This window comes from Pseudomonas synxantha (assembly GCF_900105675.1).
Classification (GTDB): Bacteria; Pseudomonadota; Gammaproteobacteria; order Pseudomonadales; family Pseudomonadaceae; genus Aquipseudomonas; species Aquipseudomonas synxantha.
Window position 1 is genome coordinate 6,700,521 of the sequence record NZ_LT629786.1, and the last position, 17,770, is coordinate 6,718,290.

Annotated in this window: 13 protein-coding genes; 12 read left to right on the top strand and 1 reads right to left on the bottom strand. The window is 62.0% G+C overall.

Features of this window, described 5'->3' with window-relative positions; all coding sequences use genetic code 11:
• The first annotated feature begins 218 nt into the window (after positions 1–218).
• From glnE to BLU48_RS31000, 8 genes are read left to right on the top strand one after another with little or no spacing between them, the layout of a single operon-like run.
• The gene (gene glnE / locus BLU48_RS30965) at positions 219–3,158 is read left to right on the top strand and encodes a bifunctional [glutamate--ammonia ligase]-adenylyl-L-tyrosine phosphorylase/[glutamate--ammonia-ligase] adenylyltransferase (RefSeq protein ID WP_057023464.1); all 2,940 of its coding nucleotides are present in this window, start codon (positions 219–221) and stop codon (positions 3,156–3,158) included.
• Positions 3,159–3,212: 54 nt separating this feature from the next.
• A complete protein-coding gene (gene waaF / locus BLU48_RS30970; protein ID WP_057023463.1) occupies positions 3,213–4,247 on the top strand; it encodes a lipopolysaccharide heptosyltransferase II in 1,035 nt (344 codons plus the stop codon).
• A gap of 1 nt (position 4,248) precedes the next feature.
• On the top strand, positions 4,249–5,310 hold the full coding sequence (gene waaC, locus BLU48_RS30975; protein WP_043050738.1) for a lipopolysaccharide heptosyltransferase I: 1,062 nt from the start codon (positions 4,249–4,251) through the stop codon (positions 5,308–5,310).
• The gene (locus tag BLU48_RS30980; protein WP_057023462.1) at positions 5,310–6,434 is read left to right on the top strand and encodes a glycosyltransferase family 4 protein; all 1,125 of its coding nucleotides are present in this window, start codon (positions 5,310–5,312) and stop codon (positions 6,432–6,434) included. Before waaC ends, BLU48_RS30980 begins: the two co-directional genes overlap by 1 nt.
• The gene (gene rfaP, locus BLU48_RS30985) at positions 6,431–7,237 is read left to right on the top strand and encodes a lipopolysaccharide core heptose(I) kinase RfaP (RefSeq protein WP_057023461.1); all 807 of its coding nucleotides are present in this window, start codon (positions 6,431–6,433) and stop codon (positions 7,235–7,237) included. The genes BLU48_RS30980 and rfaP overlap by 4 nt, the downstream gene beginning before the upstream one ends.
• Entirely contained in the window at positions 7,237–7,971 is a 735-nt protein-coding gene (locus BLU48_RS30990) for a lipopolysaccharide kinase InaA family protein (protein ID WP_057023460.1), read from the top strand. The genes rfaP and BLU48_RS30990 overlap by 1 nt, the downstream gene beginning before the upstream one ends.
• Complete coding sequence (locus BLU48_RS30995; protein WP_057023459.1) at positions 7,968–8,720, top strand: lipopolysaccharide kinase InaA family protein; 753 nt, start codon at positions 7,968–7,970, stop codon at positions 8,718–8,720. The genes BLU48_RS30990 and BLU48_RS30995 overlap by 4 nt, the downstream gene beginning before the upstream one ends.
• Entirely contained in the window at positions 8,720–10,180 is a 1,461-nt protein-coding gene (locus tag BLU48_RS31000) for a lipopolysaccharide kinase InaA family protein (RefSeq protein ID WP_057023458.1), read from the top strand. Before BLU48_RS30995 ends, BLU48_RS31000 begins: the two co-directional genes overlap by 1 nt.
• A 726-nt stretch (positions 10,181–10,906) precedes the next feature.
• Here BLU48_RS31000 and BLU48_RS31010 read toward each other — a convergent pair.
• A complete protein-coding gene (locus BLU48_RS31010) occupies positions 10,907–12,982 on the bottom strand; it encodes a TonB-dependent receptor family protein (RefSeq protein WP_057023457.1) in 2,076 nt (691 codons plus the stop codon).
• Between the two features lie 198 nt (positions 12,983–13,180).
• Here BLU48_RS31010 and BLU48_RS31015 point away from each other — a divergent pair, with 198 nt between their 5' ends.
• The 4 genes from BLU48_RS31015 to BLU48_RS31030 all read left to right on the top strand — a co-directional run bounded on the left by BLU48_RS31015 (position 13,181) and on the right by BLU48_RS31030 (position 17,720).
• A complete protein-coding gene (locus tag BLU48_RS31015; RefSeq protein ID WP_057023456.1) occupies positions 13,181–13,513 on the top strand; it encodes a YceK/YidQ family lipoprotein in 333 nt (110 codons plus the stop codon).
• 149 nt (positions 13,514–13,662) lie between these two features.
• A complete protein-coding gene (locus BLU48_RS31020) occupies positions 13,663–15,420 on the top strand; it encodes a carbamoyltransferase family protein (RefSeq protein WP_056847122.1) in 1,758 nt (585 codons plus the stop codon).
• Positions 15,421–16,317: a GNAT family N-acetyltransferase gene (locus BLU48_RS31025; RefSeq protein ID WP_057023455.1), complete on the top strand. Its 897-nt coding sequence runs from the start codon at positions 15,421–15,423 to the stop codon at positions 16,315–16,317.
• Complete coding sequence (locus BLU48_RS31030; RefSeq protein WP_057023454.1) at positions 16,314–17,720, top strand: PIG-L deacetylase family protein; 1,407 nt, start codon at positions 16,314–16,316, stop codon at positions 17,718–17,720. The genes BLU48_RS31025 and BLU48_RS31030 overlap by 4 nt, the downstream gene beginning before the upstream one ends.
• Positions 17,721–17,770 lie beyond the last annotated feature (50 nt).

Sequence of the window (17,770 nt, forward strand, 5' to 3'; positions counted from 1 at the left end):
AGTAAAACTACACAAGACTGAGCGTATGGCTCGGTCTGGCTGGTGAGCATAATCGTTATTGTTGATCTTTTGCGAACAAGAAAAGGTGAAAGTTTAATGCTGTCTGCCAAGATTGATTTAATTTCAGCTATTTATAACCTTTGTTCGACAGTCCATCACCGAGGGTGGTTCTTGCGTTCACAGCCACAGGCCATTTACGCGCCGATCAAGGATAGACCATGAGCCTTCCCACGCTGGCCGAACTGCCGGCCATTCTCCTGCCTTACGCCAGCCGGGCCGAGCAGTCATTTCGTGACGCAGTGGCCGCGCTGGATGACGATCATGGCCTTTCTGCGTGGACGCCGCAACGCTGGGTCGACTTCGCCCGCGTGTGCGCAGCCAGTGATTTTGTCATTGAACAGAGTGTTCGTGACCCTTTGATGTTGCTCGAACTGGTGGCCTGGGGCGAGCTGGACCGCGGCTTTGCGCCCGGTGAGCTGTGCAGCCAGATTGCTGGCGCAGTGCAACAAGCCGAAACAGAAGATGAACTGGGCCGTGTGCTGCGCCGCCAGCGCACGCGCCAGCAAGTACGCATCATCTGGCGCGACCTGACTCGCCAGGCTGACCTGGTGCAAACCTGTCGCGATCTCTCTGACATGGCCGATGCCAGCATCGACCAGGCCTACCAATGGTTGTACCAGCGCCACTGTGCCCAGTTCGGCACGCCCACCGGGCGACGCAGCGGTGAAGCCCAGCACATGGTTATCCTCGGCATGGGCAAGCTCGGTGCGGTGGAATTGAACCTGTCGTCGGATATCGACCTGATCTTTGCCTACCCTGAAGGTGGCGAAACGGTGGGTGTGAAACGCTCCTTGGATAATCAGGAGTTTTTCATCCGCCTTGGTCAGAAATTGATCAAGGCCCTCGACCCGATGACCGTCGACGGCTTTGTCTTTCGCGTGGACATGCGCCTGCGTCCCTACGGCTCGTCCGGCGCCTTGGTGCTCAGTTTCAACGCGCTGGAGCAGTATTATCAGGATCAGGGCCGGGACTGGGAACGCTATGCGATGATCAAGGCGCGGGTGGTGGCCGGCGATCAGATGGCGGGCGCGCAGTTGCTGGATATGCTGCGGCCGTTCGTCTACCGCCGCTACCTGGACTTCTCCGCCATCGAAGCGCTGCGCACCATGAAGCAGTTGATTCAGCAGGAAGTGCGGCGCAAGGGCATGGCCGACAATATCAAGCTGGGTGCAGGCGGCATCCGCGAGGTGGAATTTATCGCCCAGGCGTTCCAGTTGATCCACGGTGGTCGCGACCTCAGCCTGCAACAGCGTCCGTTGCTGAACGTGCTGGGCACCCTGGAAGGCCAGGGTTACCTGCCGCCGGCGGTGGTCACCGAGTTGCGCAATGGCTACGAATTCCTGCGCTACACCGAACACGCGATCCAGGCGATCGCCGATCGCCAGACGCAAATGCTCCCCGATAGCCCCGAAGACCAGGCGCGTATCGCCTTTATGCTGGGTTTCAGCGATTGGGCCGCGTTCCACGAGCGCCTGATGTACTGGCGTGGTCGTGTGGACTGGCACTTCCGCCAAGTGATTGCCGACCCGGATGAAGAGGAAGGCGAAGAAAGCGAGCTGGTCGTCGGTGGCGAGTGGTTGCCGCTGTGGGAGGAGTCCCAGGATGAAGACGCCGCGTGTCGCCAACTGGCAGAGGGCGGTTTCACCGACGCCCCTAAGGCACTCAAGGCCTTGGCTGGCCTGCGCGGTAGCCCGCAATTGCGTGCCATGCAGCGCTTGGGGCGTGAACGCTTGGACGCGTTTATCCCGCGCCTGCTGGCCCAGGCCGTCGAGCACGCCAACCCGGACCTGGTGCTTGAGCGTGTATTGCCGCTGGTGGAAGCGGTCGCCCGGCGTTCGGCTTATCTGGTGCTGCTCACGGAAAACCCCGACGCCCTGCGTCGCCTGCTGACCCTGTGCGCCGCCAGCCCGTGGATCGCCGAGCAGATCACCCGTTTCCCGTTGTTGCTGGATGAGTTGCTCAACGAAGGTCGCCTGTTCAAGCCGCCGCTGGCGCCGGAACTGGCCGCCGAGTTGCGCGAACGTCTTACGCGCATTCCCGAAGATGACCTTGAGCAGCAGATGGAAGCCCTGCGGCATTTCAAGTTGGCGCACCGCTTGCGGGTGGCCGCCTCGGAAATCGCCGGCAGCCTGCCGTTGATGAAAGTCAGCGACTACCTTACCTGGCTGGCCGAGGCGATTCTTGAACAAGTGCTGGCCCTGGCCTGGCGCCAGACTGTCGCCCGCCACGGCGCGCCGCAGCGCCTGGACGGTACCCTGTGCGATCCTGGGTTCATCATTGTCGGGTATGGGAAAGTCGGCGGCATCGAACTGGGGCACGGTTCGGACCTGGACCTGGTGTTTATCCACGATGGTGACCCCCAGGCCGAGACCGATGGCGCCAAGCCGATTGACGGCGCGCAGTTCTTTACGCGCCTGGGCCAGCGGATCATTCACCTGCTGACCACCCAGACCAACTCGGGCCAGCTCTATGAAGTCGACATGCGCCTGCGGCCTTCCGGCGCATCCGGCCTGCTGGTGAGTTCCCTGGGCGCATTCGACCGCTATCAGCAAAATGAAGCCTGGACCTGGGAACATCAGGCGCTGATACGCGCGCGGGTGCTGGTCGGCAGCCAGGATGTGGGCCAGGCATTCGAGCAGGTACGCGCTAAAGTGTTGGGACGTGAACGGGACTTGGCCAAGCTGCGCCAGGAGGTCAGTGAGATGCGTGCCAAGATGCGCGATAACCTCGGCACCCGGGCCACGGCGGCCGGCAGGGGCGCCAATGCCTTCGAGGCTACGGCGGTGTTCGATCTCAAGCAGGACGCCGGAGGTATCGTCGATATTGAATTTATGGTGCAATACGCGGCTTTGGCGTGGTCTGCGCACCATCCATCGTTGCTGCGCTACACCGATAATATTCGCATTCTGGAGGGCCTGGAGCAGGTTGGGCTGATGCCCGCCGCCGATGCCCATCTGTTGCGCGAGGTGTATAAGGCCTACCGGTCCGCCGCGCACCGCCAGGCCTTGCAGAATGAGGCCGGCACGGTCGCCGGGGATCAATTTGCAGACGAGCGGCGCCAGGTGATGCGAATCTGGCAGGCGTTGGGCTTGAGCTGAAACACTATTAGGGCGGGGAGGCATAAGCCTCCCCGCATCGTTTGTGGAAACTACATGAATATTCTGATCGTTGGGCCCAGTTGGGTCGGTGACATGGTGATGGCACAGACACTGTTCCAGTGCCTGCGGCAGCGCTATCCAGACTGCCAGATCGACGTGCTCGCCCCTGAGTGGAGCCGGCCGATCCTGGAGCGCATGCCCGAGGTGCGCAAGGCCTTGAGCTTTCCGCTCGGCCACGGCGCCCTGGAACTGGCGACCCGTCGGCGCATCGGCAAGTCCATGGCCGGCCAGTACGACCAGGCGATCCTGTTGCCCAACTCGCTCAAGTCGGCGCTGGTGCCGTATTTCGCCGGCATCCCCAAGCGCACCGGCTGGCGCGGCGAGTTTCGTTATGTGCTGCTCAATGACGTGCGCACCCTGGATAAAGCCCGCTACCCGCTGATGATTGAGCGTTTCATGGCCCTGGCGTATGAGCCGGGCGCCGAGTTGCCCAAGCCGTATCCGCGCCCCAGCCTGCAGATCGACCCCGTCACCCGCGATGCGGCGCTGGCCAAGTTCGGCCTGGCTCTGGATCGGCCGGTGTTGGCCTTGTGCCCAGGCGCCGAGTTTGGCGAGTCCAAGCGCTGGCCGTCGGAACATTACGCCAAGGTTGCCGAGACCAAGATCCGCGAAGGCTGGCAGGTGTGGCTGTTTGGTTCGAAGAACGATCATTCGGTCGGTGAAGATATTCGCCAGCGCCTGATTCCGGGCCTGCGAGAGGAAGCGACGAATCTCAGTGGCGACACGTCCCTGGCCGAGGCCATCGACCTGCTATCCTGCGCCGACTCGGTGGTGTCCAACGACTCCGGCCTGATGCATGTGGCGGCAGCGCTGAACCGCCCGCTGGTGGCGGTGTACGGCTCCACCTCCCCAGGGTTTACCCCACCCCTGGCCGATAAGGTCGAAGTGGTGCGCCTGGGCCTGGATTGCAGCCCGTGCTTTGACCGTACCTGCCGTTTCGGCCACTACAATTGCCTGCGCCAATTATTGCCGCAGCCGGTAACCGATGCCTTGCAACGGTTGCAGGGCGACGTGGTCGAGGTTCGCTGAGTTGCGGGTACTGGTAGTCAAGACCTCATCCCTGGGCGATGTGATCCACGCCTTGCCAGCATTGACCGATGCAGCGCGGGCGATCCCCGGCATTCGCTTTGATTGGGTGGTGGAAGAAGGCTTTGCCGAAATCCCTGCCTGGCACCCGGCGGTGGACCAGGTGATTCCGGTAGCGATCCGCCGCTGGCGCAAGAATCTCTGGCAAACCTTCAAGAGCGGCGAGTGGCGGCGCTTCAAGCAGCGTGTGCAGTCGACCAAATATGACTTGGTGATCGACGCCCAGGGTCTGCTGAAAAGCGCCTGGCTGACCCGTTATGTGCGGGCACCCGTGGCCGGGTTTGACAAGCACTCGGCCCGCGAACCGATCGCGGCACACTTCTACTCGCGGCGCCTGGCCGTGGCCCGTGGGCAACACGCGGTAGAGCGCCTGCGCCAGTTGTTCGCGGTGGCGTTGGGCTACGATCTGCCCAAAGGCCTGGGCGACTATGGCCTGAGCACCGAGAAGCTGCTTGGGCTCCCGCCAAAGAAACCTTTTGTATTGCTGTTGCACGGCACCACCTGGGACACCAAGCACTGGCCCGAAGCCTACTGGCGCGAGCTGGCCGAACGCATGGGCCGCCTGGGCGTGGACGTGAAGCTGCCCTGGGGCAACGCCGCCGAAAAGGCCCGGGCCGAGCGCCTGGCCCAGGGCCTGCCCAACGCCGAAGTGTTGCCCAAGCTCAACCTGGCGGGGGTGGCCGGTGTATTGGCCAGCGCCCGGGCCTGTGTGGCCGTGGACACCGGGCTCGGCCACCTGGCCGCTGCACTGGATGTGCCGACCATTTCCCTGTTCGGTCCCACCAACCCCGGCCTGACCGGTGCCTATGGCAAGGGCCAGGTTCATCTGGCCAGCGATTGGCCGTGTGCGCCGTGCCTGCAAAAAAACTGCACCTATCAACCAACGGCCGACGACCTGCGTCGGTTCGACATCCAGCGTGAGTCGCCCCTGTGTTTCACACGCTTGAATCCTGAGCGTGTAGCAAGCCGGCTGAGCACGTTGTTACTGGCTGAGGAGCAGCACTGATGCAACTGGCTTTTGTTTTGTACAAGTATTTCCCCTTCGGTGGCTTGCAGCGCGACTTCATGCGCATCGCCCTGGAGTGCCAGCAGCGCGGCCACCAGATTCGTGTGTACACCTTGATCTGGGAGGGTGATATCCCGCCAGGCTTTGAGGTGCTGGTGGCACCGGTCAAGGCGCTGGTCAATCACCGTCGCAACGAAAAGCTGTATGCCTGGATTCAGGCTGACCTGGCCAAGCGCCCGGTGGACCGCGTGGTGGGATTCAACAAAATGCCCGGGCTGGATGTGTACTTCGCCGCCGACGGGGTGTTCGAGGACAAGGCGCAAAACCTGCGCAACCCCATGTACCGCTGGTTCGGGCGCTACAGGCACTTCGCCGAATACGAGCGTGCGGTATTCGACAAAAACGCCAAGACCCAGATCATGGTGTTGTCCGAGCATCAGCAGCAGCTCTTCACCCAGTATTACGGGACCCAGGCTGAGCGTTTCCACCTGCTGCCGCCCGGTATTGCCCGCGACCGGCGCGCCCCGCCGAACGCCGCCGAAATCCGCGCCGAGTTTCGCGGTGAATTTGGCCTGGCCGAGGATGACCTGTTGCTGGTGCAGATCGGCTCGGGCTTCAAGACCAAGGGCGTCGACCGCAGCCTTAAGGCCTTGGCCGCATTGCCTTCGAAGCTGAAGAAACGCACCCGGCTGTTTGTAATCGGCCAGGACGACCCCAAGGTATTCCAATTGCAGAGTGCTGCATTGGGACTTGGCGAGCAGGTGCAGTTCTTCAAGGGCCGCAGTGATATTCCGCGCTTCCTGCTGGGTGCCGACTTGCTGATCCACCCTGCTTATAACGAGGCGGCCGGCATGGTGCTGGTCGAAGCGGTGGTCGCCGGCCTCCCGGTACTGGTGAGCCGGGTGTGTGGCTACGCGTTCTACATCGACAAGGCCCAGAGCGGTCGGGTGTTGGACGAGCCGTTCGAGCAAGCCCAGCTCAACCAGTACCTGGTGGATATGCTCGACGATCCACACGCACGCGCGACCTGGAGTCGCAATGGTCTGGCCTTCGCCGAGACGGCCGACCTCTATAGCATGCCGCAGTACGCTGCGGACCTGATTCTGGCGGAGCCAAACCGATGAAGTTGATTCTTGCCGAACCCTTCAAGACCCTCTGGGCCGGGCGCGATGCGTTCGCCGAGGTCGAGAAGCTGGACGGCCAGGTGTTCCGCGAGCTGGCCGCTCGCCGTACGTTGCGTACGGTGGTCGAAGGCCAGCCTTATTTTGTGAAGATCCACCGTGGCATCGGCTGGGGCGAAATCCTCAAGAACCTGATTACGGCCAAGTTGCCGGTATTGGGCGCGGGCCAGGAGTGGCTGGCGATCCAGCGCTTGCAGGAACTCGGCGTGCCGACCATGACCGCCGTGGCGTTTGGCGAAAAAGGCAGCAACCCGGCCGACCAGCATTCGTTTATCGTCACCCGGGAACTGACCCCGATTATCAGCCTGGAAGACTTGACCCTCGACTGGGTCAAGCAACCGCCCGTGCCAGCCATCAAGCATGCCTTGACCCTTGAGCTGGCGCGTACCGTCGGCGCGATGCACCGCGGCGGGGTCAATCATCGCGATTGCTACCTCTGCCACTTCCTGTTGCACACCGACCAGCCCATCAGCGTCGACAACCTCAAGCTGTCGGTGATCGACCTGCACCGCGCCCAGGTGCGTGCGACGATACCCATGCGTTGGCGTAACAAAGACCTGGCCGGCCTGTATTACTCCGCCCTGGAAATCGGCTTGACCCAGCGCGACAAACTGCGCTTCCTGAAGGCTTACTTCCAGCAGCCACTGCGCCAGATCCTGGCCGAGCAAACCGCGCTGTTGGCCGAATTGGAGCGCATGGCGGCAAAGCTCTATGCGCGTAAGCAGCGATACGGGGATGCGCTCTGATGGCGGGTTGGAACCTGGAACCTGCCTACGCCGCCCTGGCGGATGACTTCGGGAGCCTGGAAGCGGTCTTCGCCCTGCAAGGCGAGCGGCTGACCCGCGACCCGCTGTCGGAAGTGATCCGGGTGGAGCGGGGTGGGGTCAATTATTACGTCAAACGCTATGTGGGCGCCGGCAAAGGCTTGCGCCGCTATTTGGGTCGGCCGCGGGTGAAATCCGAATGGCAGAACCTCAAGCGCTTCGCCAAATGGGGCATCCCTACGGCCGACGTAGTTGCCTGGGGCCTGGATCGCAAGGGCCTGGCCTACAACCGCGGCGCCATGATCACCCGTGAATTGCCCAGGACCGAAGACCTGTCGGTGTTGGCCGAGCGTAATGACGAACGCCTGAAGGACCCCCGTTGGGTAGATGGCATCAGCCGTCAGCTCGCCGAATACACGCGGACCATGCACGACCATCGCTTCACCCACAACGACTTGAAGTGGCGCAACCTGTTGGTGGACGACCAGCGCACCCTGTACCTGATCGACTGCCCCAACGGCGATTTCTGGCGCGGTTTCTGGCTCAAGTATCGCATCACCAAGGACCTGGCCTGCCTGGACAAAGTCGCCAAGTATCACTTGTCGGCCACCCAGCGCCTGCGCTTCTACCTGCAATATCGCCAACGTGCGCACCTGACGGCGTCGGACAAACAACGGATTCGCCACGTGGTGAAGTTTTTCGAGGGACGCGAATGAGTGACTTCCTGGCGGCCGAAGACCGCGCTTTGCTTGAGCGCAACGGCCTCGCGACATTCGACGCCCTGTGGGCCAAGCAACTGGACGCGGTGGACGAGCCCAATACCAGCCAAGGCGGCTGGAGCAGCGTGTATCGCCTGGAGCTTGAAGGCGAGGGTTACTACCTCAAGCGCCAGAGCAACTACCTGACCCGCACCTTGCACCGGCCGTTGGGCGAACCCAGTTTTGCCCGCGAGTTTCGTAACATCAGCCTGTATCGAAAGCTGGGGATCCCGGCGTTGCAGGCGGCTTTCTTCGGCGAGCGCAAGGTCGCAGGCGAACGCCGGGCGATGCTGCTTACCCGCGCCCTGGATGGTTGGAACGACCTGGATTCGTTGCTGGAACAATGGCCGCAATTGAGCGATACCCAGCAGCGCGCAATCCTGCTGGCGTGCGGCAAGCTGGCGCGGCACCTGCACGGCGTGGGTCAGGTGCACGGCTGTTTTTACCCCAAGCATATTTTCCTGCAGGCCACCGCGCAGGGTTACGCCGCGCAGTTGATCGACCTGGAGAAAACCCGCCCGCTGTTGTTCGGCTGGCGTGACCGGGTCAAGGACCTGGAACCGCTGCTGCGCCGCGCACCGCAATGGTCCGATGCGCAAGTGCGCCAACTGCTGGCGGCATACCTTGAACAGCCCGAGGACAGTGCCTTGGTATCCACTTGGCTCCAACGCTTGACCGCACGCCGCAGCCACAAGGAGAACCGCTGATGCGTCTATCCGAGCTGAAAAATGTTGGCCGTTCCCCCAGCCTGCCGTTGACTGTCGACTTGGCAGATGCCGCAGGCCCGGGGCAGTTGCAGTTGCTGAGCCTATTGCGGGTGTTGCCGGGGCAGCGCTACGTGGGCGCGGCGGTTTGGCGCGGTCGCCCGGTGTTGGCCAAGCTGCTGGTGGGCAGCAAGGCGGCGCGGCATTTTCAGCGCGAGCTCAAGGGCGTGCGTTTGTTGGCCGAGCAGGGCCTGACCACGCCTTTGTTGCTGGCCGATGGCTTGCAGGAAGGCGAGGGCGGCTGGTTGCTGTTTGAGTTTATCGAGGGCGCCCAAAGCCTGGCCGACGCCTGGCTCGCCGTCGAGAGTCTGCCGCCGTTGGCGGACGAACAAACCGCCGTGCTCGCCGAAGCGCTGGACGCGATTGCCCAGATGCACGCCAAAGGCCTGTGGCAGGAAGACCTGCACCTGGACAATCTGCTGCGCCAGGATGGCAAGTTGTATTTGATCGACGGCGCCGGTATTCGTGTCGAGGAGCCGGGCAAGCCGCTGTCGCGCAATCGAGTGCTGGAAAACCTCGGCGTGTTTTTTGCCCAATTGCCGAAAAACCTCGAACCCTTTACCGAAGAATTGCTGGTGTATTACCTGCTCGGCAATGGCGAGCATGCCTTGCCCCTGGAAGCCCTGGAAAAGCAGGTGCGCAAAGTCAGTGCCTGGCGCTTGAAAGATTTCCTCGACAAGACCGGTCGCGAGTGCACGCTGTTCAGCGTGGTACGTGGCGCCTTTGCCTTGCGTGCGATCCGACGCGAAGAAGAGGCGGCCATGCTGCCGGTGCTTGAGCAGGCGGATGCGTTGCTCGATCAGGGCCACCTGTACAAGACCGGCGGCGCGGCCAGCGTGGGCAAGGTCGAGGTGGCCGGTCGGCCGCTGGTGATCAAGCGCTACAACATCAAGGGCTTTGCCCATTGGCTCAAGCGCTTCTGGCGCCCGAGCCGCGCCTGGCATTCCTGGCGCGAGGGTAACCGCCTGGCGTTTCTCGGTTTTGCTACGCCCAAGCCGCTGGCGGTATTGGAGAAGCGCTTTTTATGGTTGCGCAGCCGTGCTTACCTGATCACGGAGTTCCTGCCTGGGCCGGACATCATCGAGCGCTTCGCGCCCTATGTCGAACGCGGGGATGCGCCTGAAAACGAGCTGCTGGCGCTGGACCATCTGTTTGCCGAGCTGATTCGCGAGCGCATCAGCCACGGCGACTTCAAGGGGCATAACCTGTTTTGGAGTAACGGCCGCTGGGCGATGATCGACCTGGACGCGATGTGTCAGCACAGCTCCATCGCCAGCTTCGCTGCGGCCTATGCCAAGGATCGTGCGCGGTTTATGCGCAATTGGCCGCAGGGCAGCGCGTTGTATCAAGTGATTGATCAGCGTTTGCCTAAAGAGACGGATGTTTTGGCGGGCCTGGTTTAAGAGCACGCTTGAAGTCCAAATGTGGGAGTCCCCACCACATCTTCGATGTGAAGCTGTCGCGCAGCAAACCAGGGAGCTTGCTCCCGTGGCGGCCTGACAGCCGAGCAGGATGTTGGTTTTCGTCCTGGGTACATATCCGTTATTTGGGCAATGGCCACTTATGGTTCCGCTTTTACAGCGGCTCACTTTGGAAAGCGTGTACGGACCGGACAAAAGCGCAAAAGTAAGCAAAACGCTCTCTCCGGCTTGAAACCGTGGGCCGCCGTCATGGGCCATCCCTGGCCCAGGACGGCTAACCCGGCGTCCTGCCGGGTTACCCACGGTTTCAAGCCTGCGTTCGGCCAGCGTGGTTTAACGGGGCGCCTGAGATCAAGATCAAAAGCGACTCGCTGCGCATCGCAGATACGCTGGCGGTGTTTCTGCTTTTTATGTAGGAGCGCTCGCGAAAAACCTGAGAACGCCGCGTTCTTTCTGGTTTCCCGCGTCATCGTTAACGACCTTCGCGGGCAAGCCCGCTCCCACAGGGGCACGCGCACGCTTCAACGATCAGGTCGGCTATAAGGCCGCCTCGCTGTGTTTTTGATCTCAGGCGGCCCCCAAATCAATGTCGGATTACGGGCACACCGAGCCTGGGCGAGGTGCCGAGTGGTGGGGCCCCCGAAGCGGGGGTGTCAGTGATGTTTCTGTAGCTGATCCACCGCTATCGGGAGCAAGCCCCCTCCCACATTAGAATTGATATTCAGCCCCAGCCCCCGCATACCACGACCGCCCCGGCGCCGCTTCGTAGTAGCGACCATTGCCGTCACCGACTATCACCGACCCCACATACTGGCGATCCAACAAGTTATCCAGGCGCAAGGTCTGGTGAAAGGTCCAGTGCTCTACCTTTTGCTCCAACCGTGCGCGCCAGTTGAATACGCTGTAGCCCGGCGCGGCATGTTGGCTGTTGGTGTCTTCGACATAGACTTTGCTGCGGTACAGGCCCTCGATGGCGGTGCTGACCCAGTCTCGTGGTTTCCAGTTGAGTTCGACGAACAGGGTGGTTTGCGGTACGCCGGGAAGGTAGTTGCCTTTATCGATAGTATTGGCTGCGCTGGCGAAGTCACTGTCGTAGGTTGCTTGCAGGCGGGTGTAGGCGAGGCTGGTGCTCCAGTGTTCGCTGAGTTGGCTTTCCATGCCGAGTTCGAAGCCGCGGCGCAGGGTGCGGCCAGCGTTCTGGTAGCTGGTGCGGCCACCGATGGATTGCTGCACGACCAGTTCGTCTTCAGTGGTGATCTGAAACACCGCTGCGTTGAGCCGTGTGTCGTTTAGCTGCGCCTTCAAACCTATTTCATATTGGGTACTTTCAGACGGCTTCAGGCCGAAGTTGAAGCCCTCGACGTTGCCCGGCGCGTAGGCCAGTTCGGCCTGGGTCGGGGTTTCGAAACCTTTACCTGCACTGACGTAGCCGTGCAGCTCGGGAGTGAACGCATACATCACGCTCATTGACGGCGTATTTTTCTGGTAAGTCTTGTTGCCGCTGGCGTCGCCATTGCTCAGGAACTGATCGTCGACGTCCATTTGCATGGTGCTGTGCCGGATACCGGCTTGCAGGGTCCAGCGGTCGAGGGCCCAGTTGGCCTGGATATACGGGTCGAGGCTGCGAGCCGTGTCGATTTCATCACGACGTAGCTGGCCTTTCACGCCCAGGGTGTTACCGCTGTAATTCTGGTAACCGTGGCGGCTGTCTTCGCTTTGGTCGAAGTCCAAGCCGGTGATGATCATCAAATCGCCGGGAGCGCTTTCAACGGGTTGCATCCAGCGCACGCTGCCGCCGTAGAACTTGCGGTCAAATTGCACCACGCCGCCGCCGCGTTCGTTGGCCGGCGTGCCTTTGGGGATCGACAGGTACTGGATCACATTCCTGCGCCCGGTATAAGCATTCACCTGCAACGTTGCATTACCGATGTACCGCTCGTAATTCAATCCCAACTGCTGGTGATCGATACTTTTACGCGTGTTGTAGATCAGCGCATTGGAGCTCACCGAACGCGGATCGGCTTTGTACGCCGCCCAGGTTTGCCCCAGCGGATCTTGCGTACCGTTCTGCTCAAGGCTGCTGTAGATCAACGCCAGCTTGCTGTCGTCATCCGGCGCGAAATTGAGCTTGGCGAAGGTCTGGTCGCGGCGGGCGCTGCTGTGGTCGCGATAGCCATTGGTATCCATGCGCGAGGCATCGAGCACGAAACCGGCGCCATTGGCCGCACCCTCTGCGCTGAGGTGGTTTTTGTTCAGTCCGTCGCTGCCTACCAGGGTTTCGGCGCCGACGCGCGGCGTGCCTTCGCCGTCGCGGGAAAACATCTGGATCACGCCGCCGGCGTTGCTGCCATACAACGTCGCCGCCGGGCCGCGCAGCACTTCGATACGTTCAGCTGTGTCGAGGTTGAAGGTCGCCGCCTGGCCCTGGCCGTCGGGGGTGCTGGCGGGGATGCCATCGGCGATCAGCTTGATGCCGCGCACGCCGAATGCCGAGCGGGCGCCGAAACCACGGGATGAGATCTGCAGGTCCTGGGCATAGTTCTGGCGGTTCTGTACCACGAGGCCAGGCACACGGGACAGGGCTTCGGAGGCGTTGATGCCGAGTTGGCCGCCGCTGATCTGCTCGCGGCTGATGCCGTCCACCGAATACGGCAGGTCGAAGGTCGGGCTGGCGCTGCGTGAACCGGTGATCACGCTGGGGTCGAGGGTCAGCGCTGCATCGTCGGCCAGGGCTGTGGTGCACAAGCCCAGCGCAAGCAGGGCGGCGGGGGCAGGACGGGTCATGGGCAGGCAGTTCCGTAGCGCGACGCATTGGCTGGCGCAGACGCAAAAGAGCGTGAGTTTAACGGCTTCCTGTGTTTTTGCCGACCGTCATGGCCGTTGGGCTGAACCAGAAGGTTCCTACGCTGAGCTGCGTCCAGCAGAGCCTGTGGGTAACGAGTCAAAGTGTTAGGTTTCAGTCCCTCAACAGGAGAAACAAGCATGAAGACTGGAATCACAAGGCGGTTGGCGTTGTTAGGTAGCGTGTTGTTGCTGGCCGGCTGCGGTACCGTGACGACAGTGCTGCGTGACGATAGCGTCGCTCTGCGAGAGCTCAGGACAAAAAAAACCTATTGCCAGTCCGTTCCACGCGTCTACAGCGGCGTGGCTTATGACCTGTGCGTACTGCATGCACCGCCGAGTTCCGCAGCTGGCCTGGCGCTGGACGGTATTCCCTGGGCCTTTATCGATGTGCCGGTCTCCGCCGTGCTGGATACCCTTGCCTTGCCTTACACCCTCTACCGGCAAAACGCCGACGGTAGCCTCGAACTGTAGTAGCCCTCCCAGCCTGGCGCGTGTCGCTAACAGCTTCCCCCTGCTTTTAAGCTATAATCCCGCCCTTTAGCTGTTTCTCGCCAAGGCGAGAGGCACACTTTTTTCAGGCGCGACCCGCCTGCATGCAGACTAAAAGAGGCTAGACCCCTGTGGCATTGACGATTCTTGGCCTGTCCGGCGCCCTTAGCCATGATCCTTCCGCAGCCCTGTATATCGACGGCAAGCTGATTGCGGCCGCCGAAGAAGAGCGCTTCGTACGCGACAAACATGCAAAGAACCGCATGCCCTACGAGTCGGCGAAGTTCTGCCTGGAACAGGCCGGCATCAAGCCTTCCGACGTTGATGTGGTGGCGATCCCGTTCGCCCCGATCAGCCTGTTCGGCGAGGCGCGCTGGCACTACGCCAAGCGCTATTGGTACGCCCCGGACCGTGCCCTCGACGCGATCCTGATGGGCAACCGTCGCTACAAGCGCTATCGCAACAAGATCGTCTGGTGCCTGGAGCAATTGGGTTTTGACCCGAAGAAAATCAAGATCGAACCGGTTGAACACCACTTGGCTCACGCCTCCAGTGCCTACCACTGCTCGGGCTTCCAGGAAAAAACCGCGATCCTCGGCATCGACGGCAAGGGTGAATACGCCACTACCTTCTTCGGCTACGGCGAAAACGGCAAGATCCACAAGATCAAGGAATTCTACGACCCGGACTCCCTCGGCGGCCTGTATGGCGCAATTACCGAGTTCCTCGGTTTCGAGATGCTCGACGGTGAGTTCAAGGTCATGGGCATGGCGCCCTATGGCGACGCCAGCAAGTACGATTTCTCGCGCCTGGCCTCGTTTGAAAACGGCGAGCTGGTGATCAACACCGACTACGCCAACGTCATCGGCCTGCGTCGTTATAAAGAGAAGGGCAAGGGTTTCTACTTCTCGCCTAAACTGATCGAGTGGCTGGGGCCCAAGCGCGAAGGCGATATCGCCGACGAGCCGTACATCCACTACGCGGCCAGCATGCAGGCGCTGTTCGAGAAGCTGGCCCTGCAGATGATCGATTACTACTTGGGCGACATCCTCAAGGACACCGGCAAGCTGGCATTCGCGGGCGGTTGTGCGCTGAACGTCAAGCTGAACCAAAAGATCATCGCCCGTGACGACGTGAAAGAGCTGTTCGTGCAGCCGGCGTCCGGCGATGCCGGCACCGCTGTGGGTGCCGCCGCGTACGTGTCCCACGCCCGTGGTGTTCCAGTTGAGAAGATGGAGCACGTCTACCTCGGCCCGTCCTATAGCAATGAAGACGTGATCGCCGCCTGTGCCAAGCACGCGAGCAAGCCGAACTGGCGCAAGATCGAAAACATGCCGCAGCGCATCGCCAGGATCATGGTCGACGGCAACCCGGTGGCCTGGTTCCAGGGGCGCATGGAGTTCGGCCCGCGTGCCCTGGGCGGCCGTTCTATCATCGGTTGCCCGAGTGCTACCGGCGTGGCTGACCGCATCAACCACCAGATCAAGTTCCGCGAGCGCTGGAGGCCTTTCTGCCCGTCGATGCTCGACACCGTGGCCCCGCAGATGATCAAGGTCGATCACCCGGCGCCGTTCATGACCTTCACCTTTGAAGTCGCCGAAGAGTGGAAGACCCGCGTGCCGGAAGTGGTGCATGAAGATGGCACGTCCCGCGCCCAGGTACTCAAGCGCGAATACAACCCGCGCTACTACGACATGATGAAAGAGCTGGAAGTGCTGACCGGTAATGGTGTGTCGCTGAACACCTCGCTCAACCGTCGTGGCGAAGCGATGATCTGCTCGCCGACCGACGCGCTGAACATGTTCTTCGGCTCCGACCTGCAGTACCTGATCATGGAAGACATCCTCGTGGTCAAGGACGGCGTGGACCCTTATGACGCCGTGGTTTAAATGCTGAACCGCTTCCAGGGCTGGCGTGAACGTGGCTGGGCGCCTGTCGAGGCCGAGGTTTACGCCCAGGCCTGGCAGCGTTATGGCGGCAGCGTGGCGACTCATCCACAGGTGATCGAACGGATGGCCGGGCTGGCGCAGATCCCGGTGCGCTACCTGGGTTGGCAGCAAGGCGGTGAACTCAAGGGGGCGATAGCCACCTGGGGGCGCGACCTGGCCCTGTCCAAGGAGGTGCTCAAGCGCAGCGGCAAGAAAGGCCTCTTTGACCTGGGCAATGCCGAGATCATCTTGCCTATTGCTGCCGACGCGCAGGTGCCGTTGCGGCATCGTGCGCGCTACCTGTCGGCGTTGAACGAGGGGCGCGTCAGCACCCTCAAGCCCCAGGCCGAGCAATTGGCCATGGCGCGCACTCCAGAAGAACTGTCGAAGAAGTTTCGCTACAACCAGCGCCGCGAATTGCGCCTGCTGGAAGAAGCGGGCGGCGTAGCGCGGGCGGTCAGTGAGTTTTCCAGCGTGGAGCTGGCGGCGATTTATTGCGACCTGTTCCAGCGCCGCTGGGGCTTTCCCGCAGCAGGCGCGGCGCGCCTGGCCGAGGTGCTGGAGCTGCTCAAGGAGTTCCTGTTCGGCTCGGTGCTGTTTCTCAATGACGCCGCGATTGCGGTGCAGTTGGTGTATCAGGTGCAGTCCAATGAGTGGTTCAGCGCCGAGTACGTCAACGGTGGTGTCGACCCGGAAACCCGCGCATTCAGCCCTGGCAGCGTGCTGAGTTTCCTCAATACCCAAAGCGCGTGGGAACAGGCGCGGGCGGCGAACAAGTCGCTGCGTTTCTCCTTCGGGCGTTCCGACCGTGAGTACAAGGAGCGCTGGTGCAACCCGGTGCCGGTGTTCAGCGTATGAGTCGCAAGCAGCAGCTGCTCAAGCGCCATCGGCGCAACAAGCGCATCGCGCTGTTGATCGGCTTGCTGGTGCTGGTGGCAGCCGGCGTCCTGGTGGCTTGGTGGATGCCGCTGCTCCTGGCGGTGCTGCTGTGGGCGGCCCATGAAGCCTGGTTTGCCGATCACCTGTTTTACTCGCCCCAAGACAGCTACGGCTATGCGTTTCCGGCCGGCAGCGAACAGCCCGGTCTGCGCCTGGAGGCGGGGCGGCTGCTGTTAGACACGCCTCTGGCGGCCGATGAAACCCTGATCGTCGGTGTCGAATTGAAAAGCGCCTGGCTTGGGCGGTTCCTCGACCCTGCATTGGACGTCCTGGGCCTGGAGACGCCGGATAGACAAGTCTTCGAACGCGGCGTCGCCGGGCGGCGTTACCTGAACCTGACCGGCGCCGCCGAAGCCTTGGTGGCGGGCAATGTCAGGCTGCGCGGGCGTTTCTGCCGGATCAAGGGCCAGCCGACACTCTGGCGCTTTCGCCAACCGGACTATCGCCAGCAACGGGTGATGGTGATCGCGCCCCACGCCGACGATGCCGAGCTGGCGGCGTTCAGCCTTTACAGCCAGGCGCCCGAAAGCTGGATCGTGACCCTGACCGCCGGTGAAATTGAAGCCGAACATTACCAGCACATGGGGCTGCCCAAGGCTGAAGCCGCTCGCCTCAAGGGCCGCCTGCGTGCCTGGGACAGCATCGCCGTGCCACGCTGGGCCGGTGTGCCAGAAGCGCAGTGTGTGCAACTGGGCTACTTCTGCATGCAGTTGCAGGCCATGCAGGCTGCGCCGGATCAACCTATGGCGTCCCGCGAAGCTGACTTAAGCGATACGCGGTTGTTTCGCCAGTTCAACGGCTTTGCACTGCCGGGGGATGTGGACGGCGCACCGACCTGGCATAACCTGATTGCCGACCTGCGGGCGCTTTTGCTCAAGGCGCGGCCACAGGTGATCGTATTGCCCACGCCGTTGCTGGATCCTCACGCGGACCACATCTGTGCCCATACGGCGATCCTTGAGGCCTTGCAGGGCCTGGAGTGGCAGCCCGACACATTGCTCGGCTACGCCAATCACCTGCATGATAACGACCGTTGGCCCATGGGCGATTCGGGGGCTGGCGTAGCGCTGCCGCCGCGTTTTGAGAGTGGGGCCGAGATGGAGCCTTGCAGCTTTGCGCTCAGTTTGAGCCAGCAGCAGGACAAGGCCATGGCCTTGGGCATGATGCATGACCTGCAACCGCCCGCGCCGTTCAAGCGCCGGGTGCGCAGGTGGTTGCAGCAACTGCTGGCGGGCCGCAAGCCGTCGCCCTACGGCGAGAACGAATTCTTCCGCAAGGCCGTGCGCCGTCACGAGCTGTTGTGGGTCCTGAAGAGGGACTGAGAGCCTATTGAAGGCAGGTCGGTATTCGCCTGTCGCCTTTTTTACCGGGC

Excerpts from the sequence above, each read along its gene's own strand:
- glnE (WP_057023464.1), top strand. The coding sequence starts at position 219 with ATGAGCCTTCCCACGCTGGCCGAACTGCCGGCCATTCTCCTGCCTTAC.
- waaF (WP_057023463.1), top strand. The coding sequence starts at position 3,213 with ATGAATATTCTGATCGTTGGGCCCAGTTGGGTCGGTGACATGGTGATG.
- BLU48_RS30980 (WP_057023462.1), top strand. The coding sequence starts at position 5,310 with ATGCAACTGGCTTTTGTTTTGTACAAGTATTTCCCCTTCGGTGGCTTG.
- rfaP (WP_057023461.1), top strand. The coding sequence starts at position 6,431 with ATGAAGTTGATTCTTGCCGAACCCTTCAAGACCCTCTGGGCCGGGCGC.
- BLU48_RS30990 (WP_057023460.1), top strand. The coding sequence starts at position 7,237 with ATGGCGGGTTGGAACCTGGAACCTGCCTACGCCGCCCTGGCGGATGAC.
- BLU48_RS30995 (WP_057023459.1), top strand. The coding sequence starts at position 7,968 with ATGAGTGACTTCCTGGCGGCCGAAGACCGCGCTTTGCTTGAGCGCAAC.
- BLU48_RS31000 (WP_057023458.1), top strand. The coding sequence starts at position 8,720 with ATGCGTCTATCCGAGCTGAAAAATGTTGGCCGTTCCCCCAGCCTGCCG.
- BLU48_RS31010 (WP_057023457.1), bottom strand. The coding sequence starts at position 12,982 with ATGACCCGTCCTGCCCCCGCCGCCCTGCTTGCGCTGGGCTTGTGCACC.
- BLU48_RS31015 (WP_057023456.1), top strand. The coding sequence starts at position 13,181 with ATGAAGACTGGAATCACAAGGCGGTTGGCGTTGTTAGGTAGCGTGTTG.
- BLU48_RS31025 (WP_057023455.1), top strand. The coding sequence starts at position 15,421 with ATGCTGAACCGCTTCCAGGGCTGGCGTGAACGTGGCTGGGCGCCTGTC.
- BLU48_RS31030 (WP_057023454.1), top strand. The coding sequence starts at position 16,314 with ATGAGTCGCAAGCAGCAGCTGCTCAAGCGCCATCGGCGCAACAAGCGC.